Origin of the sequence: Mycolicibacterium wolinskyi str. Jessa 2025, from assembly GCF_049241375.1 — a bacterium.
GTDB classification, from domain to species: Bacteria; Actinomycetota; Actinomycetes; order Mycobacteriales; family Mycobacteriaceae; genus Mycobacterium; species Mycobacterium wolinskyi.
The window spans coordinates 3,978,750-4,002,582 of record NZ_CP185960.1 but is presented as its reverse complement, the minus strand read 5'-3'; the positions used below and the strand labels follow the sequence as shown (position 1 = coordinate 4,002,582).

Below are 23,833 nucleotides of genomic sequence, written 5' to 3'. Positions count from 1 at the left end.
GGTCAACCCGGGTCGCCCATCACCAGACCCTCGCGGCGCGGGTCGGCACCACCGATCCAGCCGGGCTCGGCGCGCACGATCGCCGAGAGACCGCTGGACTGATCGGCGAGGTCGACCTGATGGCCCAGTGCGCGTAGGCCCTTCACGAGCGGGTCGTGATCACCTGGCAGTCCCGGCGGGCCGGAGGTGTTGATGTTGGGATGTTCGCCGCCGATGTTCGTCTTGGGTGTGTTGGCGGCGCCGAAGTCGACCATCGACACCGCCTGCTGCGGGTCCAGGCCCCAATCAACAACGCCGACAACGGTTTTGACGACGAACTGAATGATGACCGAACCGCCGGGGGAGCCCAGCACGGCGTAGAGCGGGCCTCTCGACCCGGGCGGGCCGGCCGTGCCCTTGTCGAACATGAGGGTCGGCGCCATGGTGCTGCGTGGCCGTTTGCCGGGCTCGACCCGATTGGGCACCGGCGTGCCCTCGGGACTGACCGGTTCGGCGGCGAAATCGGTGAGCTGATTGTTGAGCAGAAATCCGTCCACCATGTGGAACGAGCCGAACGCGGATTCGACGGTCGTGGTCAGCGAGGCCGCGTTGCCGTAGCTGTCGACGACGCTCACCTGACTGGTGCCGTGCTCGCGTTGCGGCGGTGCGGTGATGGGTGGGCCGAAGTTGCCCGGCTGTGCGGTACCCATGGTGCGCTGTTCGGAGATCAGCGCGGCCCGGCCGGTGAGGTAGGCGCTTCCCAACAGTGTGTCGGGCGAGCCGCCGGGCAGCGCGACGAAATCGGTGTCGGCGACGTAGCGGTCGCGGTCGGCGTAGGCGAGCCGTTCTGCTTCGGAGATCAGGTGGACGCCCATGACGGTGGGCCGCCCGCCGTTGAGATCGATGTCGGTCGGCTTGTGGTTGCCCATCGCGAAGTGTTCGAGCACACCGAGCGTGGCGGCCACCGCGATGCCACCGGACGAGGGCGGTGGCATGCCGCAGATCTCGCGGCCGCGGTACGGCGTGCACAACGGTTCGCGCTGTTTGACGGTGTAGGCGGCGAGATCCTGTTCGGTCAGCATGCCCGGCGTGCGGCCGCCTGCCGGGTCGGCGGTGGCCGCCACGATCGCGCGCGCGATGTCGCCGCTGTAGAACGCCTGTGCCCCATCGGATGCGATGGCGCCCAGGGTTTTCGAGTACGCCGGGTTGGTGAGGCGGGTACCCACCGGCTTGGGGCTGCCGTCCGCATTCAGGAAGTAGGCGGCCGTCGCGGGATCGAGCCGGAGTTCGGTCGCAGAGTCCTCGATCGCCGCCGCCAAGCGGGGGCTGACGTCGAAACCGCGGTCCGCCAGGGAGACGGCCGGGTTGAACAGTTCGCGCCACTCCTTCTTGCCGTACTCGCGGTGCACCTCGTCGAGCAGGCGCACGATGCCGGGCACGCCGATCGAGCGGCCCGACGCCCGGGCGTCGGGCTTGGGCTCGGTGCGGTCCGTGTCGGAGATCCAGCGCAGGTAGTTCTCGTCGGCAGCGGCAGGGGCGGTCTCGCGGCCGTCGTAGGCGCGTACCGCGCCGGAGGCGGCGTCGTAGTACAGGAGGAATCCGCCGCCGCCGATACCGGACGACTGTGGCTCGACCAAGCCCAGCATGGCCTGCGCGGTCACGAGCGCGTCGGCCGCCGTGCCGCCGTCGCGCAAAACCTTGCAGGTCGCTTCGGTGGCCAGTGGATTCGCGGTGGCGACCGCGTATTTGGCGGTGCGCACGGCCGTCATGTCGCTGCGGTAGCCGGTCGCGACCTCCGGTCGGGTGGCGAGGTCGCGGCTCGTCGGAGGCGGGGCGGGGACAGGTGCCGGCGGGGCCGACTGCGGGGGTGAAGCTTCCGGTGGCTTGGGCATCGGTGTGCCGTTGGACACAATCTCGCACGGGCCCGCAACGGTGCGGGCCGGCCGTTCGGGGCCGTCGGCGCACCCCGCAGCGATCAGCACGACACCGCTGAGCAGGGCGATGACCGACCGTGTGGACGCCAGCAATCGCACCCCTCGACGGTAGCGGAGTTCCGTCGGATCGCGGCAGTAACCTGGAAACCGTGCCCGATCCAGCGACGTACCGGCCGGCGCCCGGGTCGATACCAGTTGAGCCGGGGGTGTATCGGTTCCGGGATCCGCACGGTCGGGTCATCTATGTCGGCAAGGCCAAGAGCCTGCGCAGCAGGCTGACGTCGTACTTCGCCGATCTTGCCGGTCTCGCCCCGCGCACCAGACAGATGGTGATGACCGCGGGCAGCGTGGAGTGGACGGTCGTCAATACCGAAGTCGAAGCGCTGCAGCTTGAGTACAACTGGATCAAAGAGTTCGATCCGCGCTTCAACATCCGTTATCGCGACGACAAGTCGTACCCGGTGCTCGCGGTCACCCTCAACGAGGAATACCCCCGGCTGATGGTGTACCGGGGGCCGCGCCGTAAAGGTGTCCGGTATTTCGGCCCGTACTCCCATGCGTGGGCCATCCGGGAAACTCTCGATCTGCTCACCCGGGTGTTCCCGGCGCGGACCTGCTCGGCCGGAGTGTTCAAGCGTCACAACCAGATCGACCGCCCGTGTCTGCTCGGCTACATCGACAAGTGTTCGGCGCCGTGCGTCGGCCGGGTTACCGCGCAGCAGCACCGCAAGATCGTCGAGGATTTCTGCGACTTCCTGGCGGGCAAGACCGACCGGCTCGCCAGGGATCTCGAGCAGCAGATGGCAGCCGCCGCCGAGGAGTTGGATTTCGAGCGGGCGGCGCGGCTGCGCGACGACATCTCCGCGTTGAAGCGGGCACTCGAGAAGCAGGCCGTGGTGTTCGGCGACGGCACCGACGCCGACGTGGTGGCATTCGCCGACGATGAACTCGAGGCCGCCGTACAGGTCTTCCATGTGCGTGGCGGCCGGGTGCGCGGCCAGCGCGGGTGGATCGTCGAAAAGTCGGGCGACCCGGAACAATCCGGGCAGGACCAGTTGGTCGAGCAGTTTCTCACCCAGTTCTACGGTGAGCAGGCCGAACTCGGTGGCGCGGCCGACGAGGCCACGAATCCCGTACCGCGGCAGGTGCTGGTTCCGGTGTTGCCGCCCAATGTCGACGAGTTGGCCACGTGGCTGTCGGGCCTGCGCGGTTCGCGGGTGAGCGTGCGAGTTCCCGTCCGTGGTGACAAACGGGCGCTCGCCGAGACCGTGCAGCGCAACGCGCACGAGGCGCTGGCCCAGCACAAACTGCGACGGGCCGGCGACTTCAACGCGAGATCGGAAGCGCTGCAGAGCATTCAAGACACGCTCGGGCTGGCCGATGCGCCGCTGCGTATCGAATGTGTCGACATCAGCCATGTGCAGGGCACCGACGTCGTTGCGTCGCTCGTCGTGTTCGAGGACGGGCTGCCCCGCAAATCCGACTACCGCCATTACGCGATCCGCGAAGCCGCGGGTAACGGCCGCTCCGACGACGTCGCCTCGATCGCCGAGGTGACCCGGCGACGTTTCTTGCGTCATGTGACCGATTCCCAGCCCGACACCGGCGGTGAGCAGCGTCGCAGACGGTTTGCCTACCCGCCCAATCTGTTCGTGGTGGACGGCGGTGCGCCGCAGGTCAACGCGGCCGCCGCGGTGCTCGACGAACTCGGCATCGACGACGTCGCGGTGATCGGGCTGGCGAAGCGACTGGAGGAAGTGTGGGTACCCTCTGAGCCGGATCCGGTGATCTTCCCGCGCAACAGCGAAGGCCTGTATCTGCTGCAGCGGGTGCGCGACGAGGCGCACCGGTTCGCCATCAGCTTCCACCGCAGCAAGCGATCGAAGCGCATGACGGCGTCCGCGCTCGATTCGGTTCGCGGGCTCGGCGAGCATCGGCGCAAGGCGCTGGTGACGCATTTCGGTTCGGTTGCCCGGCTCAAGGAGGCCACGGTGGAGGAGATCACGGCGGTGCCGGGCATCGGCGTGGCGACCGCGCGAGCCGTGCTTGAGGCGCTCGGCGGGCCGCCGGGCGAACCGGGAAGTGAGCCGCAGGCGCAGCGGGAGGGCGTGCCGGGCGAGTCCGGGTCGGGTGCTGAGGTGAATGCCGAGGCGAATTCGAACGCGCCCGCAATGGTTATCGAGGATGATCGACGCAGGGTGATGACGGGGTCGGGGATGAACGAGCGCGAGCAACAGGCGGACCGCACGTGAGCGGAGACCTTCACGAGAACGGTCCCGATACCGGGATCGCCGAAGGGGACGAGGAGTCGGGTATCGACGTCGTTCTGGTCACCGGACTGTCGGGTGCCGGGCGTGGCACGGCGGCAAAGGTGTTGGAAGACCTCGGTTGGTATGTCGCCGACAATCTGCCGCCCGAGCTCATCGCGCGGATGGTCGAGCTGGGGCTGGCGGCCGGGTCGAGGATCACCCAACTGGCCGTGGTCATGGATGTGCGCTCCCGGGGGTTCACCGGTGACCTGGACTGGGTGCGCCACGATCTGGCCACGCGCAACATCACCCCACGCGTGCTCTTCCTGGAGGCCTCCGACGACATCCTGGTGCGCCGGTATGAGCAGAACCGGCGCAGTCACCCACTGCAGGGCAACCAGACCCTGGCCGAGGGGATTGCCGCCGAGCGGGCGATGCTGGCGCCGGTGCGAGCGGGCGCCGATCTCGTGATCGACACGTCGAAGCTGTCGGTGCCCGCGTTGCGGGAGAGCATCGAGCGCGCGTTCGGCGGGGAGACCGTCGCCTATACCAATGTCACGGTCGAATCGTTCGGCTACAAGTACGGCCTGCCGATGGATGCCGACACCGTGATGGACGTGCGGTTCCTGCCGAACCCGCACTGGGTCGACGAACTGCGTCCGCACACCGGTCAACATCCCGACGTGCGCGACTACGTGCTCGGTCAGCCGGGCGCCAAGGATTTCCTCGACACCTACCATCGGCTCTTGGACGTTGTGATCGCGGGATACCGCAGGGAAGGGAAGCGCTATATGACCGTCGCCATCGGCTGCACCGGCGGTAAACATCGCAGTGTCGCGATTGCCGAAGCACTGGCGGAGCGGTTGCAGGGCGGTGACGGGCTCACGGTGCGGGCGTTGCATCGGGATCTGGGGCGCGAGTGACGCCCCGAAGCCGAGCGCGCGTGAGGATCGCAGCGAGGTACGAGCGAGGACCGGAGCGCGTGGGAGGCGAGCAATGAGCCCGCGCATCGTCGCGCTGGGCGGCGGCCACGGGCTCTACGCCACGTTGTCGGCCGCTCGGCGGCTCACCCCACACGTCACCGCGGTGGTGACGGTCGCCGACGACGGCGGCTCGTCGGGCCGGCTGCGCGGCGAGCTCGACATCGTCCCGCCTGGCGATTTGCGAATGGCCTTGGCGGCGTTGGCATCTGACAGCCCGCACGGGCGTCTTTGGGCCACCATCATCCAGCACCGGTTCGGTGGCAGTGGCGCGCTCGCCGGTCATCCGATCGGCAACCTGATGCTCGCCGGCCTCAACGAGGTGCTGGCCGACCCGGTCGCCGCGCTCGACGAGCTGGGGCGGATCCTGGGTGTCAAGGGCCGCGTCCTGCCGATGTGCCCGATCGCGCTGCAGATCGAGGCCGACGTCGCGGGTCTGGAGGCCGATCCGCGGATGAGCCGGGTGATCCGCGGTCAGGTGGCGATCGCGACGACGGTGGGCAAGGTGCGCCGCGTCCGGCTGCTGCCGGGCGATCCGCCGGCCACCCGGCAGGCCGTCGAGGCGATCATGGCGGCCGACCTCGTCGTGCTGGGACCTGGTTCGTGGTTCACCAGTGTGATTCCGCACGTACTGGTGCCGCAGCTGGCGGCGGCGCTGCGCGCGACGACGGCCCGCCGCGCGCTCGTGCTCAATCTGGCCGCCGAACCCGGTGAGACCGCCGGGTTCTCCGCCGAGCGTCACATCCACGTGTTGGCCCAGCACGCCCCCGATTTCACGGTGCATGACATCATCGTCGACGCCAGCAGAGTGCCCAGCGACCGCGAACGTGAGCAGCTCAGCCGCACGGCTAACATCCTCGAGGCCCGCGTCGAGTTTGCTGACGTGTCTCGACCTGGTACACCTTTACATGACCCGGCGAGGTTGGCCGCGGCTCTGGAGGGGGTCCGGTTGCGCGCAATGGCACCAGGCCGGAGCGTGCAGGAACCGACCGTTCCCACGCCCGCCGCCAGGTCGGTCGACGTCACGCGTCAGGAACCGGCACCGAACAGATCGAGAGGGGACGAGCCGTGGCGATGACAGCCGAGGTGAAGGACGAGCTGAGCCGCCTCGTGGTCAACTCGGTCAGTGCGCGCCGCGCCGAGGTCGCGTCCCTGTTACGCTTTGCCGGAGGGCTGCACATCGTCGCGGGCCGGGTGGTCGTGGAGGCCGAGGTCGACCTCGGCATCATCGCGCGCCGGTTGCGCAAGGACATCTACGACCTCTACGGCTACAACGCGGTCGTGCATGTGTTGTCCGCCAGCGGTATTCGCAAGAGCACGCGGTACGTGGTCCGCGTGGCCAATGACGGTGAGGCACTCGCGCGCCAGACCGGTCTGCTCGATTTGAGGGGCCGCCCGGTGCGCGGGCTTCCGGCCCAGGTCGTCGGCGGGAGCGTCGGCGATGCGGAGGCCGCGTGGCGGGGCGCGTTCCTGGCGCATGGCTCGCTCACCGAGCCCGGTCGCTCGTCGGCGCTCGAGGTCAGCTGCCCGGGACCGGAGGCCGCGCTGGCTTTGGTGGGTGCCGCACGGCGGCTCGGCGTCAGCGCGAAAGCCCGGGAAGTCCGGGGGAGTGATCGCGTTGTGGTTCGCGACGGCGAGGCGATCGGCGCATTGCTGACGCGGATGGGCGCCCAGGACACGCGTTTGACGTGGGAGGAACGGCGCATGCGCCGGGAGGTCCGGGCGACGGCCAATCGGTTGGCCAACTTCGACGACGCCAACCTGCGTCGCTCGGCCCGCGCCGCGGTGGCCGCGGCTGCCCGGGTCGAGCGGGCGCTGCAGATCCTCGGCGACACGGTGCCCGACCATTTGGCGGCGGCGGGCAAGCTGCGGGTCGAGCACCGGCAGGCCTCGCTGGAGGAGTTGGGTCGGCTCGCCGATCCGCCCATGACGAAAGACGCTGTGGCGGGGCGTATCCGGCGACTGCTGTCGATGGCCGACCGCAAGGCCAAGCAGGACGGGATTCCCGATACCGAGTCGGCCGTGACACCGGATCTGCTCGACGACGCCTGATCGGCCCACGGAAAACCCAAGCGTCGCAGGTGGTCAGAGCGACAGCAGAGCCCAGCCGACGCCGAACACGGTCACCAGCGACACGACGGTGAGCGGGATGCCGAAGCGCATGAACGTCGCCGTCGAGTAGCCGCCCGGCCGCATCACCATGAGGTTGGACTGGTGGCTGAACGGGTTGAAGAACGTGAACGAGATGCAGGTGCCGACCGTGATGAGGAGCAGCACCGGGTCGAGGCCGGTGCTGGCCGCGATCGTCAGGACCACCGGTGTCAGGATCGATGCCGCGGCGGCGTTGGTGACGATGTTCGTCAGGATCGTCGTACCCACCGCGATGACCAGGACCACGAGTGCCGTGCTGTCGCCGGACAGTTCGAGGATGGCTGCCGAGATGTAGCCGCCCAGACCGCTGTTGACGACGATGACGCCGAGCCCGATGGATCCGGCGATGATCGCGAGGATGTTCCAGTTCAGCGCGCGCACGGCCGATCTCGGCGTCAGCACGCCGGTGAGGACCATCAGCACCGCACCGGTGACCGCGGCGAGTTCGACCGGGGCGATCCCGAACGATCCGGCCAGGATGACGGCCGCCAGGATTCCGAGCGCCACCCACGTCTTGCCGGTCTGGGGAGCCTTGCCGGTGGCCTGCTGCCACAGTGCGACCAGGGGACTGTCCGCGAGGACGTCGGCTGAGCTCGCGGTGACCAGGCAGAGTGCGCCCGGCTCGGCGGGGGCGTCGCGCAGCCGCTTGTCGGTCTGGGCCGCGACCACCATGATGTCTTCGTCTTCCTCGAGTTCGCGGATCGTGGCCTGCTCGTTGTCGGCGACCGCGACCAGATAGAGCCGTTGCGGGGACAACCCGAATCGTGGGCTGCCCCAGAGCATTCGGACGCCTGATTCGGTCGCCCGGTACACGAGGACGTCGTCGACCTCAAGCACCGAATCCGCCCCGACGGGCTTGCCCCAGCGAAGCACCTCCTGCAGCGCGAACTCGGGGGTGGTGTGGATGCCGAGTTCGGCAGCGGTCCTGCCGACCGCGATGGCGCGCGCCGAGATGGGAATCTCGGCCTGCCACGACAGGTCCCGCGCGGCGACCTCCGATGTGCCACGCAGCATCCGCGGCGCCGTCAGGAGCAAGACGACCCACCCGACGAGCGCGACCGGGACCGCGACCGGCACGAACGAGAACATCGACAGTTCGACGCCAGCGGGTGCGGCCAGGGCGGCGATGAGCAGATTGGAACTGGTGCCGATCAGTGTTGCGGAGCCGGCGAGCGTCGTGGCATGGGCGATCGGCAGCAGCACGCCGCGGGCCGGCACACCGGACTGCTGCTGCAGTTCTTTGGCGGCCGGGATCAGCATCGCGACGATGGGGGTGGTGTTGATGAGCGCCGAGACGAACCCGACCGGCGGGATGAGACGGCGAAGCGCCTGGCCTGGCGTGCGCACGCCGGTGAGCAGGCGATAGGTCACCCGCGACACCACCCCGGTGTGCAGAACCCCTTTGGCGATCACCAGCATCGCTGCGATGGTGATGACGCCCGCATTGCTCAGACCACCGAAAAGCTCACCGGGAGTGGCTATTCCAAGAAGGCCCGCCGCGACCAGGGCGCATATCAGGGCCAGGACCGCAGGTGCTCGGCCGGTCGTCATCGCGATCAACGTGAGGACGACGATCACCGCAGCGACGAATGCCATGTACCGCATTCTCGGGTACTGCCGACCGTCGCGCCGACTCACAGCGTTCTCATAACGACTGATATTCAGATAACAGCTACTATCTGAATATGCCTCACGACGAAGATCAAAAACCCCGGCGGCTGACCCGCGCCGAGAACCAGGCCCGCACTCGTACGCTGTTGCTCGACGCGGCGGCGCGCACCTTCGCCCGCAAGGGCTATGCCGCGGCATCGGTCGATGAGATCGCCGCGACCGCCGGGTTCTCCGTGGGAGCCGTCTACTCGAACTTCTCGGGCAAGGAGCAACTGTTCTCCGAACTGATGGCCGAGCGCGCATCCGGCCGCATCGACCAGGTGGTCGACACGCTCGCCGAAGGCCGACGGGAGACCGGGGAACCGTTGCGGGCGCTGGGGCGGATGCTGATCGAGATCGCCGACAAGGACATCGAGTTCGAAGCGATCCAGTCGGAGTTCTGGCTGCAGGCGGTGCGCAACCCGGACGCGATGCAGATCCTGGTGGATCGCTCGGCACGCACACTCGCCTCGGTGCGCGACATCGTCGCGGAAGCCTTGGAGCGCAACAATATTGATGACAGCGTCTCTCCGGATGCGTTCGCGGTCGTGGTGCTCGCGTTGTTCCAGGGGCTGATCCGGCAACGCCGCATCGACCCGGACCGGGTGCCCGAGGAACTGTTCGGGCAGGCCCTGGCCTGGCAGATCGCGGGCATGCCCAAAGCCTCGGCGGGGCGGGGATAGCCGATGGTCGACGCAATGCGAATCGGGCTCTACGCGATGCCCGCCTTCTTCGTCCTCATGGCGATCGAGTTCCTCAGCTACCGCTTCGACAAGGACAATCCTCGGCCGCGGGCCGGCATCTCGTGGCGCGACAGCTCCACCAGCCTGTCCATCTATGCCCTCGGCTATCTCGTCCGGCCGTTGGAGCGTTTCATCGAGGTTCCGATCGTGGCGATCGCGGCGGCGTTCGCGCCGATGCAGCTATCGGCCGCGCACTGGTGGGTCTGGGTCGTCGCGATCATGTCAGCCGACCTGGCCTATTACGTCAAACACCGGATGTCTCACCGCATCCGGCTGTTCTGGGCGGCGCACAGCGTGCACCATTCCAGCCAGCACTTCAATCTCTCGACGGCCGTGCGCCTGCCGTGGCTCATCCCGGGATCGTTCCTCAGCTCGATCGTGTACGTGCCGCTGGCGCTGATCGGCATCCCGGTCTGGTTGATCTTCCTGTCGCAGGCCACCGTGCTGCTCTACCAGTTCCCGATTCACACCGAGCGCATCGACCGGCTGCCGCGGGTGATCGAGTTCCTGTTCAACACGCCTTCACACCACCGCGTGCACCACGGCGCGAACAACCCGTACCTGGACAAGAACTACGCGGGCATCCTCATCGTGTGGGACCGCATGTTCGGCAGTTTTGCGCCCGAGGACGAACCCGTGCGCTATGGGCTCACCAAGAACATCGACACGTACAACCCGGTCAAGGCCAACTTCCACGAATTCGCCGCGATGGTCGGCGATGTCTGGCGGGCCAGGACCTGGCGCGGGCGTCTCGGCTACCTGCTGCGGCCGCCGGGCTGGCGGGAAGACCCCGATACCGCCGGCGCTGTCGTGAGCGAGCCGGATACGCATGAATTCTCACCGTCCGGGCAATCCAAGGTGGCGTCGGCTCCGAATCCCTGATGTCGGACCGTGGTACTCGGCTGTGCTCACGAGAAGGGACCGCGTCGTGCTTCAGCAGATACCGAGGCCCATCAGCCGGCTGATCCAAGCTGCGCGTGCCGTGATCGGCTGGCGGGTGGGCACCGAAGAACCGCCGTATGAGGCGGAATGGTTGGCCGGCGGCGTGGCGACCGCCTGGTTCTACGACCCACCATGGACGGTTCCGTTCCTGCGTCGCAACGAGATCGCGATCCCGGTGGGCACATAACCATGGAGCGGGTGTTCACGACGGTGATCGACGCGCCGCGCGACGACGTGTTTTCCTGGCACGCGCGTCCCGGTGCGTTCGAGCGGTTGTCGCCGCCATGGCAACCCGTGCGCATAGTCTCCGAGGCCGAGTCGCTGGCCGACGGCCGGGCGCGCCTGGCGCTACCGGGCGGGTTGCGCTGGGTGGCCCGGCATCGTCCGGAATTCTACGATCCGCCACGGTGTTTCGTCGATTCGATCAGCAGCGACGGGATCGCGTCGCTGCCGGTACGCGTCGTGGCCCGGTGGACGCACACCCACGAGTTCGAAGACGCCGGTGATGGCCGGACCCGGATGATCGACCGGGTCGAGACGCCGGTGCCGGCATTTGCGCTGCGTCCCATGTTCGCCTACCGGCATCGCCAACTCGCGGCCGACCTCGCGGCGCACCGTGCCGCCGGCGAGCGGGGCCAGGGATCGGTGACGGTCGCGATCACCGGATCGTCCGGCCTTGTCGGTTCGGCGTTGTCGGCGTTTCTGACCACCGGTGGGCATCGCGTCATCAAGCTCGTGCGACATCCTGCGGCCAATACCGACGAGCGCCAGTGGAATCCGGCAGATCCCGACCCGGAGCTGCTGTCGGGCGTGGATGCGCTGATCCACCTGGCGGGCGCCTCGATCGCCGGCCGCTTCACCGCCGAGCACAAGCGGGCGATCCGCGAGAGCCGCGTCGGCCCCACCCGACGGCTCGCCGAGCTTGCCGCCCGGACCGCTGACGGCCCGGCGACGATGGTGTGCGCGTCGGCAATCGGGTTCTACGGCAACGACACCGGTGAGAACCCGGTATCCGAGGACAGCGAGCGGGGCGATGGCCTTCTCGCCGAGGTCGTGGCCGACTGGGAGGCGGCCACCACACCTGCCGCGGCCGGCGGATTGCGGGTCGTGCAGGTGCGGACCGGAATCGTGCAATCTCCACGGGGCGGAGTGCTGCGCGCACTCTATCCGTTGTTCGCGCTCGGCCTCGGCGGCCGGATCGGCGACGGCACTCAGTGGTTGTCGTGGATCGGCATCGATGACCTGCTCGACGTCTACCACCGCGCGTTGTGGGACGACGGCTTGTTCGGACCGGTGAATGCCGTTGCCCCCGAAGCGGTTCGCAACACCGACTACACCCGCACCCTCGCCCGGGTCCTGCGCAGGCCGGCGCTGCTGCCGGTGCCCGCGTTGGGTCCGAAGCTGCTGTTGGGCGACGAAGGTGCGCGTGAGCTCGCGTGCGCCAGCCAGCGCGTCGTGCCGGTCAGGCTCGAGCGCGCGGGCCACCGATTCCGGCACGCCACCCTGGAGGACGGGCTGCGGCATGTGCTCGGCCGCACGCGTGCGGATTAGTCGCCCGACTGTGCGGCCAGCCCCGTGCACATCGCGGTGAGCAGCCGCGTCAACGTCGGCCCGAACTCGAAATCGAACTCGGGCGGCACCGCCGGTTCGGTCGCGTAGGCGTCGACGAGATCGGCAGGCGGGTGCACCACCTGCCACAGCGTGCCAGCCAGCGCCGTCGCCGACGACAACATGTCGGCCGCGCCCTGGCGGCCGAGGGCGGGCAGCGCACGATCGATCGCCTCGGCGATCGACATCACGGCGGGGTAGGACTGTCGTTTGACCTTGACGACCTGTTCGGGTTTCACCTCGTGTTCGAGGTGAAGTGGCAGATAGGCCAGCAGATCGCAGAACAGCACGTCCTGCAACAGCCCGCCCACGAGCGCCTCGGCGACGCGGGCCGGCGATACCGGGCCCGGAGCGGCCAGGCTCTCGCACACCGCGGCCGACCAGCGGCCCCAGCCTTCGGCCGCGAGGTGCAACAGGATGTCCTTGTGCGAGGCGTAGTACCGCCGCACCGCTGAGTGGTGGACCCCGGCGCGATCGGCTACGGCGGTCAAAGTCACTGCCGCCACGCCTGATTCGAGGGCGAGCGACCGGGCCGCCTCCATCAGCGCGGCCGCCCGCGCGCGCTTGTTCTCCGCGGTGCGGGCCCTCTTGAAGGTCACCGGTTCCACGGGCCGAACCATAACGGAAGGTATGGCGCGGTGGGTTCCTCCGACAGGCCTCCGACGAACCGTAGTCGCCGTTACGCACGTCGTGTGCGTTAACCTCTTCGGGTAGCCAACCCTAAGTTGAAGGGGACCGACGATTCTCACGACTCTCAAGCGGGCGTGGATTCCGCTGGTGATGGCGGCTGTCATCGCCATCGGCGGGTTCGCTGTCACGAAGATCCGCGGCATCTTCGGTACCCAGCAATTGCCCACCTATGCCGGCAGCATGTCCGACGACCAGAAGAACGTGTCGGACCCCAAGCGGGTCGTCTACGAGATCTTCGGCCCGCCCGGAGCGGTGGCCGACGTCAACTACATCGACGACGACGGCGAGCCGAACCAGGTCGACGGCGTGGCCCTGCCGTGGTCGGTCGAGATCGTCACGAACGCGCCGTCGATGACCGGCAACGTGCTCGCGCAAGGCAACAGCGATTTCATCGGCTGCCGCATCTCCTCTGACGGCGAAGTCAAAGACGAACGGACTGCACACGACGTGAACGCCTACATCTACTGTTTCGCGAAGTCCGTATGAGCAACCACGCTCAGCGCGACATCACCCGGCCGACGTTCCTGGCGCGGTGGATCCGGCGGCTGTCGATACCGATCATCCTCGGCTGGTTGCTCGTCGTCGCGGTGATGAACCTCGCCGTACCCCAGCTCGAACAGGTCGGCAAAGAGAACGCGGTATCGCTGAGCCCGCACAACGCCCCGTCCATGCAGGCCATGACGAACATGGGCAAGCTGTTCGAGGAATCCGACTCCGACAGCGTCGCGATGATCGTCCTCGAAGGCGAGCAGGAACTCGGCGACGAGGCGCACGCCTATTACGACCAGCTCATGGAACGGCTCAAGGCCGACACCAAGCATGTGCAGCACATCCAGGATTTCTGGGGCGACCCGCTGACCGAGGCCTCCGCCCAGAGCACCGACGGCAAGGCCGTCTACGTGCAGCTCAACCTCGCGGGCAACATGGGCGAGGCACTGGCCAACGAATCGATCGATGCCGTGCGCGCGATCACCGGGGAACTGCCACCGCCGCCGGGCATCAAGGTGTTCGTCACCGGGCCCGCCGCCCTGCAGGCCGACCTCAACCACGCCGGCGACGGCAGCATGGTCAAGATCACCCTGCTGACCTTCGCGGTGATCATCACGATGCTGCTGTTCTTCTACCGGTCGATCGTGACCGTCGTGCTCGTGCTCGCGATGGTGGGTGTACAGCTCGCGGTGGCCCGCGGTGTCGTGGCGCTGCTCGGCCACCATCACATCATCGGGCTATCCACGTTCGCGGTGAACATGCTCGTGGCACTGTCGATCGCGGCGGGCACCGACTACGCGATCTTTCTGATCGGCCGCTATCAGGAAGCGCGCACCAAGGGCCTCGACAAAGAGCCGGCCTACTACGAGATGTTCCACGGCACAGCACATGTCGTGCTCGGATCGGGCCTCACCATCGCCGGTGCGACGTACTGTCTGACGCTCACCCGCATGCCGTACTTCCAGACCCTCGGTGTCCCCAGTGCGGTCGGCATCGTCGCCGGCGTGCTCGTCGCGCTCACCCTCGGGCCGGCGATCGTCACCGTGGGAAGCCGGTTCGGTCTGCTGGAACCCAAGCGCGCCATGCGGATTCGCGCGTGGCGCCGGGTCGGCACGGTCGTCGTCCGCTGGCCCGGGCCCATTCTCGTCGCGTCGCTCGCGCTCGCGCTGGTCGGTCTGGCGGCTCTGCCGGGCTACAAGACCAGCTACGACGACCGCAAGTACATCCCGCAGGACATACCCGCCAACGAGGGATTCCAGGCCGCCGACCGGCATTTCAGTCAGGCCAGGATGAACCCCGAGATCCTGCTCATCGAGGCCGATCACGATCTGCGCAACTCGGCGGACTTCCTGGTGGTCGACAAGGTGGCCAAGGCGGTGTTCCGGGTGCCGGGTGTCGCGCGGGTGCAGACCATCACCCGACCCGAGGGCACGCCGATCGAGCACAGCTCGATCCCGTTCCTCATCAGCATGCAGGGCGTCGGGCAGATGCAGAACATGAAGCTCATGAAGGACCGGATGGCCGACATGAAGACTCAGGCCGACGAGATGGGCAAGACGGTCCAGACCATGAAGACCATGTACGGGCTGATGACGCAGCTCACCGGCGTCACCCACGACATGGTCGGCCAGATGAACGAACTGCAGGGCACCATTCACGACTTGCGGGACAAGATCGCCGATTTCGACGATTTCTTCCGCCCGATCCGCAACTACTTCTACTGGGAACCGCACTGCTACGACATCCCGGTCTGCCACTCGATGCGCTCGATCTTCGACGCGATGGACGGCGTCGACACGATGACGGCGACCATGGACAAGGTCATGGTCAACATGACCGAGATGGACGCGCTGATGCCGCAGTTGCTCGCTCAGATGCCGTCGATGATCGCGACGATGGAGAGCGTGCAGCAGATGATGCTGACGACGTATGCCACCATGTCCGGCTTCTACAACCAGATGGACGAGTTGAGCAAGGACTCGACCGAGATGGGCAAGGCATTCGACGCCGCCAAGAACGACGATTCGTTCTATCTGCCGCCAGAGGTGTTCGAAAACCCCGACTTTCAGCGCGGGATGGAATCCTTCCTGTCCCCGGACGGCAAGTCGATTCGCATGATCATCTCGCACCGCGGTGAGTCCTCGACCCCGGAAGCGCTCGCGCGGGTGGAGCCGATCAAGGTCGCGGCGATCGAGGCCGTCAAGGGCACGCCGCTCGAAGACGCGCGGATCTCGCTCGGCGGCACCGCGGCGACGTTCAAGGACATGGCCGACGGTTCGAAGTACGACCTGCTGATCGCGGGCATCGCCTCGCTGTGCCTGATCTTTTTGATCATGCTGCTCATCACGCGGGCACTGGTCGCCTCGATCGTGATCGTCGGCACCGTGTTGCTGTCGCTCGGCGCGTCGTTCGGCCTGTCGATCCTGATCTGGCAGTACTTCGTCGGTATCGACCTGCACTGGATGGTGCTCGCGATGTCGGTCATCGTGCTGCTGGCCGTCGGGTCCGATTACAACCTGCTGTTGGTGTCACGGTTCAAAGAGGAGATACCCGGCGGATTGAAGACGGGCATCATCCGCGCGATGGGCGGCACCGGCAGCGTGGTCACCGCCGCGGGCATGGTGTTCGCGTTGACGATGGCGGCGATGGTGGTGAGCGATCTGCGGGTGCTTGGGCAGGTCGGCACGACGATCGGGCTCGGCCTGCTGTTCGACACCCTGGTGGTGCGGTCGTTCATGATGCCCGCCATGGCCACCCTGTTGGGCCGGTGGTTCTGGTGGCCCATCAACGTGCTGCGGGTACGGCAACGGCAGCGCCCATTGCCACCGCCGCGCGAACCGGTTGCCGTCGGCGCGTCGACCGATGACGCCCCGACGACGGAGCTGCCCAGGCAGCATCCGGGACCGTCGGGAGCTTGACCCGGCTACGGTGAGGCGATGAGCACCTTGCGGGTGGGCGTGGTGGCACCGGATCCGCCGTTCAACGGGATGGCCACTGGGCCTGGGCGCGCCGGTCTGGACATCGACCTGATCACCGCGATCGCGGAGAGGCTCGGCGCCACAATCGAATTCGTCGACTACACCGGCACCGATTTCGACGGTGTTTTCGACGGTCTCGGCACCGGCACCTACGACTGCGTCATCGCGGGCACCACGGTCACCCCGCAGCGGGAGCGGATGGCGGCGTTCGCGCCGCCGTACCTGATCTCCGGGCAGGCGCTGGCGGCCGACACCAATCGCTTGCCGCATGTACGGTCCGTCGCTGACCTGGCCGGGCTGACCATCGGCGTCCAGCGGGGTGATACGAGCCAGCCGATCGCCGAGCGGCTCGTCGCCCAGGGCCGGGCGGCCCGGGTGCGCGTCTACGACTACGGCGACATCCGGGCGGCGCTGGAGGATCTGACCACCGGCGGTTGCGATGCGGTCATGAAGCTGGCACCGGTACTCACCGAACTGGTCAAGCCGCTGCCCGAGGTGGAGGTGGTGCAGCGCAGGCTGTCCACCGAGGAGATCGCGATCGCCGTATCCCGTGCCGATACCGAACTGCTCGACCGGATCGCCGCTGTTCAGAGCGAATTGGAGGGGGACGGCACGCTGCAGCAGATTCGCCGGCGCTGGCTCGGCAACCCGTTCACCGATCAGCACCTGGCCGCGCTTTGACCGGGCTTCTGACCACACCGCACGAGCCGGTGAAGGCACCACTAGGCTGGCTGACGAGCAGTGACCGGCAACTTTCCCTCGACAATTAGGAGAGACACGTGACCATCCGGGTAGGCGTTAACGGCTTCGGCCGCATCGGACGCAACTTCTACCGGGCCCTGGCGACGCAGAAGGCCGAGGGCAAGAACACCGACATCGAGATCGTGGCGGTCAACGACCTCACCGACAATGCCACCCTCGCGCACCTGCTGAAGTTCGATTCCATCCTGGGCCGGCTGCCCGAGGACGTCAGCCTCGAGGGCGACGACACCATCGTCATCGGTGACACCAAGATCAAGGCCTTGGAGGTCAAGGAAGGCCCGGCGGCGCTGCCCTGGGGTGACCTCGGCGTCGACGTCGTCGTCGAATCCACCGGCATCTTCACCAAGCGCGACAAGGCCCAGGGTCACCTGGACGCGGGCGCCAAGAAGGTCATCATCTCCGCGCCCGCCAGCGATGAGGACATCACGATCGTGCTCGGCGTCAACGACGACAAGTACGACGGCAGCCAGAACATCATCTCCAACGCCTCGTGCACCACGAACTGCCTCGGCCCGCTGGCCAAGGTGCTCAACGACGAGTTCGGCATCGTCAAGGGCCTGATGACCACCATCCACGCCTACACGCAGGACCAGAACCTGCAGGACGGTCCGCACAAGGACCTGCGCCGCGCCCGCGCCGCCGCGATCAACATCGTGCCCACCTCGACCGGTGCCGCCAAAGCCATCGGCCTGGTGCTGCCCGAGCTCAAGGGCAAGCTCGACGGCTACGCGCTGCGGGTGCCGATTCCCACGGGCTCGGTCACCGACCTGACCGCCGAGGTCTCCAAGGCCGCGAGCGTCGATGACATCAACGCCGCGTTCAAGGCCGCCGCCGAGGGTCCGCTCAAGGGCATCCTCAAGTACTACGACGCGCCGATCGTGTCGAGCGACATCGTCACCGATCCGCACAGCTCGCTCTACGACTCGGGCCTGACCAAGGTGATCGACAACCAGGTCAAGGTCGTGTCCTGGTACGACAACGAGTGGGGCTACTCCAACCGCCTCGTGGACCTGACCGCGCTGGTCGGCAAGTCTCTCTAGTCGCGATGGCTGTCCGCACACTCGAAGATCTTCTGAACGAGGGCGTCGAGGGCCGGGGCGTGTTGGTGCGCTCCGACCTCAACGTCCCGTTGGACGAAGACGGAACCATCACCGACCCGGGACGCATCATCGCGTCGGTGCCGACGCTGAACGCATTGGCCGAGGCCGGTGCCAAGGTCGTCGTGACCGCACATCTCGGCCGTCCCAAGGGCGGCCCGGATCCCAAGTTCTCGCTGGCGCCCGTCGCCGCGGCACTGGGGGAGAAGCTGGGCCGCCATGTGCAACTGGCCGGTGATGTGGTCGGCACCGATGCGCTGGCACGCGCCGAAGGCCTGACCGACGGCGACGTGCTGTTGCTGGAGAACATCCGGTTCGATCCGCGCGAGACCAGCAAGGACGACGCCGAACGGCTCGAGTTGGCGAAAGCGCTGGCGGGCCTCGTCGAGGGTGCCGACGGTTCACCCGGCGCGTTCGTCTCCGACGGCTTCGGTGTGGTGCACCGCAAGCAGGCGTCGGTGTACGACGTCGCCACCATTCTCCCGCACTACGCCGGGACCCTGGTGGCTGCCGAGGTCAAGGTGCTCGAGCAGTTGACGAGCTCGACCGAGCGGCCCTACGCCGTCGTGCTGGGCGGCTCCAAGGTGTCCGACAAGCTCGCGGTCATCGAGAACCTGGCCACGAAGGCCGACAGCCTGATCATCGGCGGCGGGATGTGCTTCACATTCCTTGCCGCGCAAGGGGTTTCAGTCGGCACCTCGCTGCTGCAGGAGGAGATGATCGACACCTGCCGCAAGCTGCTCGAAGACTACGCCGACGTGATCCACCTGCCGGTGGACATCGTGGTCGCCGACAAGTTCGCGGCTGACGCCGAGCCGGAAACGGTTGCCTGCGATCGCATTCCGGACGGCAAGATGGGCCTGGACATCGGCCCGGAGTCGGTCAAGCGGTTCACCGCGCTGCTCTCGAACGCCAAGACGGTGTTCTGGAACGGCCCGATGGGCGTGTTCGAGTTCCCGGCGTTCTCCGCGGGCACCAAGGGTGTCGCCGAGGCGATCATCGGCGCCACCGGCAAGGGCGCGTTCAGCGTCGTCGGCGGCGGCGATTCGGCCGCGGCGGTGCGTCAGCTCGGCCTGCCCGAGGACGGGTTCTCGCATATCTCCACCGGCGGTGGGGCATCGCTGGAATACCTGGAAGGCAAGACCCTGCCCGGCATCGAAGTACTGGAGTCGTAGAACCATGGCCCGTAAGCCGCTCATCGCCGGCAACTGGAAGATGAACCTCAACCACTTCGAGGCCATCGCCCTGGTCCAGAAGATCGCATTCGCCTTGCCGGACAAGTACTTCGACAAGGTGGATGTGACCGTCATCCCGCCGTTCACCGACCTGCGCAGCGTGCAGACGCTGGTCGACGGCGACAAGCTGCGTCTGACCTACGGTGCCCAGGACGTGTCACAGCACGACTCGGGCGCCTACACCGGTGAGATCAGCGGTGCGTTCCTCGCCAAGCTGGGATGCACGTACGTCGTGATCGGGCATTCCGAACGGCGCACCTACCATCACGAGGACGACGCCCTGGTGGCCGCCAAGGCCGCCGCGGCGTTCAAGCATGGCCTCACACCCATCGTCTGCATCGGCGAGCATCTCGATGTGCGCGAGGCGGGCAACCACGTCGAGCACAACGTGGAGCAGCTGAAGGGCTCCCTGGCCGGGCTGTCCAAGGAACAGATCGGCAAGCTCGTGATCGCCTACGAGCCGGTGTGGGCCATCGGTACCGGGCGCGTGGCCAGTGCGGCCGACGCCCAGGAGGTCTGCAAGGCGATCCGCGACGAACTCGGCAATCTGTCGTCACCCGAGGCGGCGGCCGGCATCCGGGTGCTCTACGGCGGGTCGGTGAACGCCAAGAACGTCGGCGAGATCGTGGCCCAGGGCGACGTGGACGGCGCGCTGGTCGGTGGGGCATCGCTGGACGGCGAGCAGTTCGCGACGCTGTCGGCGATTGCCGCAGGCGGTCCGCTGCCGTAACCCCGCGCGGGGTTACGGCAGGCTCACCAGGTATTCTTGCGGCCATGGAATTGGCGCTGCAGATTGTCCTGGTCGTGACCAGCGTGCTGGTCGTGCTCTTGGTTCTGCTGCACCGTGCCAAGGGTGGCGGTCTGTCCACCCTGTTCGGCGGCGGCGTCCAGTCGAGCCTGTCCGGATCCACGGTGGTGGAGAAGAACCTGGACCGCCTCACCTTCTTCGTGACAGGCATCTGGGTGGTGTCCATCATCGGCGTGGCGCTGCAGATCAAGTACAGCTGATCCGAAACGTACGAAAAGCCGCCCCGGTCGCAACCGGGGCGGCTTTTGTATCTGCTCGGAGTCAGTAGTCCGAAGCCGACCCGGCACCGGGCTCACCCAGCAATGCGCGCGAGCCCGAGACACCCAGGCGGGTCGCGCCCGCTGCGATCATGGCCCGTGCCTGCTCGAGGGTGCGTACGCCGCCGGATGCCTTCACCGCGAGTCCGTCTCCATGCACCGTGCGGTACATCAGCTCGACCGCGTGAACGCTCGCGCCGCCGGCTGGATGGAAACCCGTCGAGGTCTTGACGAAGTCGGCGCGCGCTGCGACCGCCGCGCGGCACACCCCGACGATCTCGTCGTCGGTCAAGGCGGCCGACTCGATGATCACCTTGAGTATCTTCGTCGCAGGCACGGCGGCGCGTACCGCCGCGATGTCGGCTTCGACGCGGTCGAACGCCCCCTCTTTGGCCGCACCGACATCGATCACCATGTCGATCTCGTCGGCGCCGTGCAGCACCGCCTCGGCTGCCTCGGCAGCTTTGACCGGCGAGGTGTGCTTTCCGCTCGGAAACCCGCACACCGCGGCGACTTTGAGTCCGGAGCCGGCGGGTATGCCGATCGGCAGCATAGATGGCGACACACAAACCGAATAGGTGCCCAGTGCCACCGCCTCGGCGATGAGTGCTTCGACGTCGGCTGCGGTGGCTTCCGGCCTGAGCAGGGTGTGATCGATCATCGCGGCGACCTCGGCCACGGTCGGTTGGGTCTCGATTGTCATCGGATGGGCCCTTCTGTCGATGGTGGGGTTCAGGCGCTCTTGGCTTGACGGTCGAGGATGTAGTTCATGATCAGGGCGGCGACCAGGATCAGTCCTGTCACGAGCATCTGGAAGAACGAGCTCAACCCCAGCAGGTTGAACAGGTTGCGCAGCACCGACAGCAGTAGCACCGCGATGAATGTGCCCATCACACCGCCCTTTCCGCCGAACAAACTGGTTCCACCCAGCACCACGGCGGCGATCGCATCCAGTTCCAGCCCGGTGTTGGCGGTGGGTTGACCGATGGTGAGCCGGGCGGTGAGCAGCACTCCGGTCAACGCGGCCAACCCTCCGCAGATCACATATGCCGCAGTGGTGATGCGCTGCACCGGTAGCCCCGACAGCCGTGCCGCTTTGGCGTTGCTGCCGACGGCGTAGACGTGTTCGCCGAATGTCGTGCGGCGTAGCACCAGACCCACGATCACGGTGGTGGCCACGAAGATGAGCCCGACGACCGGAATGCCGGCCACGGTGCCGGCACCCAGAAACCGCAGGCCGACCGGGATCTCCGCGGTTGTGGGCGTGCCATTGGTGGTGAGAAACGTGAGACCGCGAATGCTCTGCATCCCGGCGAGCGTCACCATGAACGCCGGTAGGGCCAAGTAGGCGCTCAGCCCGCCCATGATCCCGCCGAGACAAAGCCCGCTCAGGATCGCGATCAACATGGCCAGCGGCCAGGCGATCCCCAGTCCGATGAGGATCGCGACCAACATTCCTGACAGTGCCGCAACGCTTCCCACCGAAAGATCGATACCGGAAGTGAGGATCACGACCGTCATGCCGATCGCGACGATGCCGGTGAGGCTGGACTGTTGGAGCAGATTCGCCAGGTTCTGCGACGTGAGGAATTGCGGGGCGGTGATGGAGGCCACGACGAACAGCGCGACGAAAATGAACAGCAGATTGAACCGCACGATGATGTTCTGGCGCCGCGTCCGCGTGGTGACAGCCGTGGTCGACGACGCGTGGGGAGCGGGGCCATGGAGGAGTTCAGTCATTGTCCTGTCTTCCTGTGACGACGCAGCGGGCGATGTCCGCCGGTGATGTGGTTCTGGGGTCGTAGGCCGCGATGTTCCTGCCTTCGTGCATGACCCAGATCAGGTCGCAGTTCTCGGTCAACTCGTCCATCTCGCTAGATGCCATCAGGACGCCGACACCCGCCTCGGCCAGTGCCTGAACCTGTTCGAACAGATCGGCTTTCGCCCCGATGTCCAGCCCGCGGGTGGGTTCGTCGAGAAGCAACAAGTCGATCCCGCGGGCCATCCACTTGGCCAGCACGACCTTCTGCTGATTGCCGCCGGAGAGTTCACCGACCGGCTGGTCGATGCTGGAGAACTTCACGCCGAGGCGTTGCAGCGGCGGCGTGCACAGCGCTCTGGCGGCTTTCATCGGGTTGATGCCGAACGGTGCGAGCGCGGCGATGCCGGCGTTGCGCAGGATCGACTGCTCGAGGAACAGGCCCTGGCTCTTGCGGTCCTCGGGAACCAATCCGATTCCGGCCAGAACCGCGCTCCGGGGTGTCAGGTGGGTGATGCGCTCGCCGTTCAACGTCAGGTCGAGCTCGGCGCGGCGGTCGCCGAACACGGTCGCGAGCAATGTGGAACGACCCGCACCGCCCAACCCGGCCAACCCGATGATGTCGCCGCGCCGCACCGCGATGCCGGACACGTCGATCAAGCCTGGAATGACGGCACGACGAATCTCCAGCAGCTCGGGTCTCTCCACGTCTGCGCGTGGTTTCCTGGGCGGGAGGCATTGCAGGTCGCGGCCGATCATCGCCTCTACCAGTTCCTCTTTGGTCACGGTCGCGACGTCGAACACTCCGACGGTGGCGCCGTCGCGCATGACCGTCGCACGGTCACCGATCGCTTTCACCTCGTCGAGCCGATGCGAGATATAGATCACCGATTTCCCTGTGGCGGTGAGCTCGCGAATCACGCGGAACACTTCCGTGAGATCGTGATCGGTCAGTGTAGCGCTGGGTTCGTCCATGACGATGATGCGGGCATCGGCGGTGAGTGCCTTGGCGATTGCGGTGAGCTGCTGATCGGACACGGACAGATTCGCGACCACATCAGACGGTGCGAAGCACCCACCGACTCTGGCGATGGCCGCCGCTGCCAGCCGGTCTCGTTGTCGGCGTGCGACGAATGGGCCGCGCAGCGGTTCGTGGCCCAGAAAGAGGTTCTGCGCCACGGTCATATCGGGGATGAGGTCCAGTTCCTGGTAGATGGTGCTGATGCCTGCGCGCACGCCATCAATCGGTGAGCCGAACGAGACTTCCTCGCCGTCCAAAGTGATCGTTCCGGAATCTGGCGTATAGGAACCGGACAGGATCTTCATGAGAGTGCTTTTGCCGGCGCCATTCTCACCGAGAAGGCAGTGCACTTCGCCCCTGGCGACCTCGAGGGTCGCGCCGTCGCACGCCTTGGTGCCGGGGAACGCTTTCACGATGTTCTGCATCTTCAGCGCGGCCACGCTCCCGGTGCCGCCGGCGGGCCCAGGTAGCGTCGATTCCACGTTGTGGCTGGTTGTCATG

At 67.0% G+C, this 23,833-nt stretch carries 21 protein-coding genes; 15 read left to right on the top strand and 6 right to left on the bottom strand.

Annotation, left to right across the window (positions count from 1 at the left end; all coding sequences use genetic code 11):
• Positions 1-2 precede the first annotated feature (2 nt).
• A complete protein-coding gene (locus tag ACOI2T_RS19685; protein ID WP_409504741.1) occupies positions 3-2,012 on the bottom strand; it encodes a gamma-glutamyltransferase family protein in 2,010 nt (669 codons plus the stop codon).
• 50 nt (positions 2,013-2,062) lie between these two features.
• On the opposite strand from ACOI2T_RS19685, the gene uvrC reads away from it, so the two are divergent.
• From uvrC to whiA, 4 genes are all read left to right on the top strand, one after another.
• Positions 2,063-4,165 carry an excinuclease ABC subunit UvrC gene (uvrC, locus tag ACOI2T_RS19680; RefSeq protein WP_409504742.1) on the top strand — a complete coding sequence of 701 codons (2,103 nt, stop codon included), beginning with the start codon at positions 2,063-2,065 and terminating at the stop codon, positions 4,163-4,165.
• 35 nt (positions 4,166-4,200) lie between these two features.
• Complete coding sequence (gene rapZ / locus ACOI2T_RS19675) at positions 4,201-5,085, top strand: RNase adapter RapZ (protein ID WP_110775169.1); 885 nt, start codon at positions 4,201-4,203, stop codon at positions 5,083-5,085.
• 73 nt (positions 5,086-5,158) lie between these two features.
• Positions 5,159-6,220 carry a uridine diphosphate-N-acetylglucosamine-binding protein YvcK gene (gene yvcK / locus ACOI2T_RS19670; protein WP_409504743.1) on the top strand — a complete coding sequence of 354 codons (1,062 nt, stop codon included), beginning with the start codon at positions 5,159-5,161 and terminating at the stop codon, positions 6,218-6,220.
• Complete coding sequence (gene whiA, locus ACOI2T_RS19665; protein ID WP_110775168.1) at positions 6,217-7,194, top strand: DNA-binding protein WhiA; 978 nt, start codon at positions 6,217-6,219, stop codon at positions 7,192-7,194. Before yvcK ends, whiA begins: the two co-directional genes overlap by 4 nt.
• A gap of 33 nt (positions 7,195-7,227) precedes the next feature.
• Here the strand turns inward: whiA and ACOI2T_RS19660 are convergent, their stop codons facing one another.
• Positions 7,228-8,889: an SLC13 family permease gene (locus ACOI2T_RS19660; RefSeq protein ID WP_409504744.1), complete on the bottom strand. Its 1,662-nt coding sequence runs from the start codon at positions 8,887-8,889 to the stop codon at positions 7,228-7,230.
• 89 nt (positions 8,890-8,978) lie between these two features.
• On the opposite strand from ACOI2T_RS19660, the gene ACOI2T_RS19655 reads away from it, so the two are divergent.
• The 4 genes from ACOI2T_RS19655 to ACOI2T_RS19640 are packed head-to-tail and all read left to right on the top strand — an operon-like array spanning position 8,979 to position 12,179.
• On the top strand, positions 8,979-9,626 hold the full coding sequence (locus ACOI2T_RS19655) for a TetR/AcrR family transcriptional regulator (protein WP_409504745.1): 648 nt from the start codon (positions 8,979-8,981) through the stop codon (positions 9,624-9,626).
• A 3-nt stretch (positions 9,627-9,629) separates the two neighbouring features.
• Complete coding sequence (locus ACOI2T_RS19650; protein WP_409504746.1) at positions 9,630-10,568, top strand: sterol desaturase family protein; 939 nt, start codon at positions 9,630-9,632, stop codon at positions 10,566-10,568.
• Between the two features lie 46 nt (positions 10,569-10,614).
• Positions 10,615-10,815, top strand: a complete 201-nt coding sequence (locus ACOI2T_RS19645; protein ID WP_409504747.1) for a hypothetical protein — start codon at positions 10,615-10,617, stop codon at positions 10,813-10,815.
• Between the two features lie 2 nt (positions 10,816-10,817).
• Positions 10,818-12,179, top strand: coding sequence for a TIGR01777 family oxidoreductase (locus tag ACOI2T_RS19640; protein ID WP_409504748.1), 1,362 nt, complete (start codon positions 10,818-10,820; stop codon positions 12,177-12,179).
• Here the strand turns inward: ACOI2T_RS19640 and ACOI2T_RS19635 are convergent.
• Entirely contained in the window at positions 12,176-12,844 is a 669-nt protein-coding gene (locus ACOI2T_RS19635; protein WP_409504749.1) for a TetR family transcriptional regulator, read from the bottom strand. The two genes, ACOI2T_RS19640 and ACOI2T_RS19635, sit on opposite strands and share 4 nt — an antisense overlap.
• Before the next feature lie 172 nt (positions 12,845-13,016).
• Between ACOI2T_RS19635 and ACOI2T_RS19630 the strand changes: the two genes are divergently transcribed.
• The 7 genes from ACOI2T_RS19630 to secG all read left to right on the top strand — a co-directional run bounded on the left by ACOI2T_RS19630 (position 13,017) and on the right by secG (position 20,495).
• Positions 13,017-13,412 (top strand): MmpS family transport accessory protein, encoded by a 396-nt coding sequence (locus tag ACOI2T_RS19630; protein ID WP_374214022.1) that lies wholly within the window; start codon positions 13,017-13,019, stop codon positions 13,410-13,412.
• On the top strand, positions 13,409-16,333 hold the full coding sequence (locus ACOI2T_RS19625; RefSeq protein WP_409504750.1) for an MMPL/RND family transporter: 2,925 nt from the start codon (positions 13,409-13,411) through the stop codon (positions 16,331-16,333). The genes ACOI2T_RS19630 and ACOI2T_RS19625 overlap by 4 nt, the downstream gene beginning before the upstream one ends.
• 18 nt (positions 16,334-16,351) lie before the next feature.
• A complete protein-coding gene (locus ACOI2T_RS19620) occupies positions 16,352-17,074 on the top strand; it encodes an ABC transporter substrate-binding protein (RefSeq protein ID WP_409504751.1) in 723 nt (240 codons plus the stop codon).
• Between the two features lie 98 nt (positions 17,075-17,172).
• A complete protein-coding gene (gene gap / locus ACOI2T_RS19615) occupies positions 17,173-18,195 on the top strand; it encodes a type I glyceraldehyde-3-phosphate dehydrogenase (RefSeq protein WP_067845209.1) in 1,023 nt (340 codons plus the stop codon).
• A 5-nt stretch (positions 18,196-18,200) separates the two neighbouring features.
• A complete protein-coding gene (locus tag ACOI2T_RS19610; RefSeq protein WP_409504752.1) occupies positions 18,201-19,427 on the top strand; it encodes a phosphoglycerate kinase in 1,227 nt (408 codons plus the stop codon).
• Positions 19,428-19,431: 4 nt separating this feature from the next.
• Positions 19,432-20,217, top strand: coding sequence for a triose-phosphate isomerase (gene tpiA / locus ACOI2T_RS19605; RefSeq protein ID WP_409504753.1), 786 nt, complete (start codon positions 19,432-19,434; stop codon positions 20,215-20,217).
• Between the two features lie 44 nt (positions 20,218-20,261).
• Positions 20,262-20,495: a preprotein translocase subunit SecG gene (secG, locus tag ACOI2T_RS19600; RefSeq protein WP_067845215.1), complete on the top strand. Its 234-nt coding sequence runs from the start codon at positions 20,262-20,264 to the stop codon at positions 20,493-20,495.
• Positions 20,496-20,556: 61 nt separating this feature from the next.
• Here secG and deoC read toward each other — a convergent pair whose 3' ends face one another.
• Genes deoC through ACOI2T_RS19585 form a run of 3 tightly spaced genes read right to left on the bottom strand, consistent with a single transcriptional unit; the run spans position 20,557 to position 23,832 of the window.
• Complete coding sequence (gene deoC, locus ACOI2T_RS19595) at positions 20,557-21,255, bottom strand: deoxyribose-phosphate aldolase (protein ID WP_409504754.1); 699 nt, start codon at positions 21,253-21,255, stop codon at positions 20,557-20,559.
• A gap of 29 nt (positions 21,256-21,284) precedes the next feature.
• Positions 21,285-22,292 carry an ABC transporter permease gene (locus tag ACOI2T_RS19590; protein WP_409504755.1) on the bottom strand — a complete coding sequence of 336 codons (1,008 nt, stop codon included), beginning with the start codon at positions 22,290-22,292 and terminating at the stop codon, positions 21,285-21,287.
• Positions 22,285-23,832, bottom strand: a complete 1,548-nt coding sequence (locus ACOI2T_RS19585; protein ID WP_409504756.1) for a sugar ABC transporter ATP-binding protein — start codon at positions 23,830-23,832, stop codon at positions 22,285-22,287. The genes ACOI2T_RS19590 and ACOI2T_RS19585 overlap by 8 nt, the downstream gene beginning before the upstream one ends.
• Between the last annotated feature and the right edge of the window lies 1 nt (position 23,833).

Bases quoted from the DNA above. Each gene is read 5' to 3' on its own strand.
- yvcK (WP_409504743.1), top strand. From the start codon at position 5,159: ATGAGCCCGCGCATCGTCGCGCTGGGCGGCGGCCACGGGCTCTACGCC.
- whiA (WP_110775168.1), top strand. From the start codon at position 6,217: ATGACAGCCGAGGTGAAGGACGAGCTGAGCCGCCTCGTGGTCAACTCG.
- ACOI2T_RS19660 (WP_409504744.1), bottom strand. From the start codon at position 8,889: ATGGCATTCGTCGCTGCGGTGATCGTCGTCCTCACGTTGATCGCGATG.
- ACOI2T_RS19655 (WP_409504745.1), top strand. From the start codon at position 8,979: ATGCCTCACGACGAAGATCAAAAACCCCGGCGGCTGACCCGCGCCGAG.
- ACOI2T_RS19650 (WP_409504746.1), top strand. From the start codon at position 9,630: ATGGTCGACGCAATGCGAATCGGGCTCTACGCGATGCCCGCCTTCTTC.
- ACOI2T_RS19640 (WP_409504748.1), top strand. From the start codon at position 10,818: ATGGAGCGGGTGTTCACGACGGTGATCGACGCGCCGCGCGACGACGTG.
- ACOI2T_RS19630 (WP_374214022.1), top strand. From the start codon at position 13,017: ATGGCGGCTGTCATCGCCATCGGCGGGTTCGCTGTCACGAAGATCCGC.
- ACOI2T_RS19625 (WP_409504750.1), top strand. From the start codon at position 13,409: ATGAGCAACCACGCTCAGCGCGACATCACCCGGCCGACGTTCCTGGCG.
- ACOI2T_RS19620 (WP_409504751.1), top strand. From the start codon at position 16,352: ATGAGCACCTTGCGGGTGGGCGTGGTGGCACCGGATCCGCCGTTCAAC.
- ACOI2T_RS19610 (WP_409504752.1), top strand. From the start codon at position 18,201: ATGGCTGTCCGCACACTCGAAGATCTTCTGAACGAGGGCGTCGAGGGC.
- tpiA (WP_409504753.1), top strand. From the start codon at position 19,432: ATGGCCCGTAAGCCGCTCATCGCCGGCAACTGGAAGATGAACCTCAAC.
- secG (WP_067845215.1), top strand. From the start codon at position 20,262: ATGGAATTGGCGCTGCAGATTGTCCTGGTCGTGACCAGCGTGCTGGTC.
- deoC (WP_409504754.1), bottom strand. From the start codon at position 21,255: ATGACAATCGAGACCCAACCGACCGTGGCCGAGGTCGCCGCGATGATC.
- ACOI2T_RS19590 (WP_409504755.1), bottom strand. From the start codon at position 22,292: ATGACTGAACTCCTCCATGGCCCCGCTCCCCACGCGTCGTCGACCACG.
- ACOI2T_RS19585 (WP_409504756.1), bottom strand. From the start codon at position 23,832: ATGACAACCAGCCACAACGTGGAATCGACGCTACCTGGGCCCGCCGGC.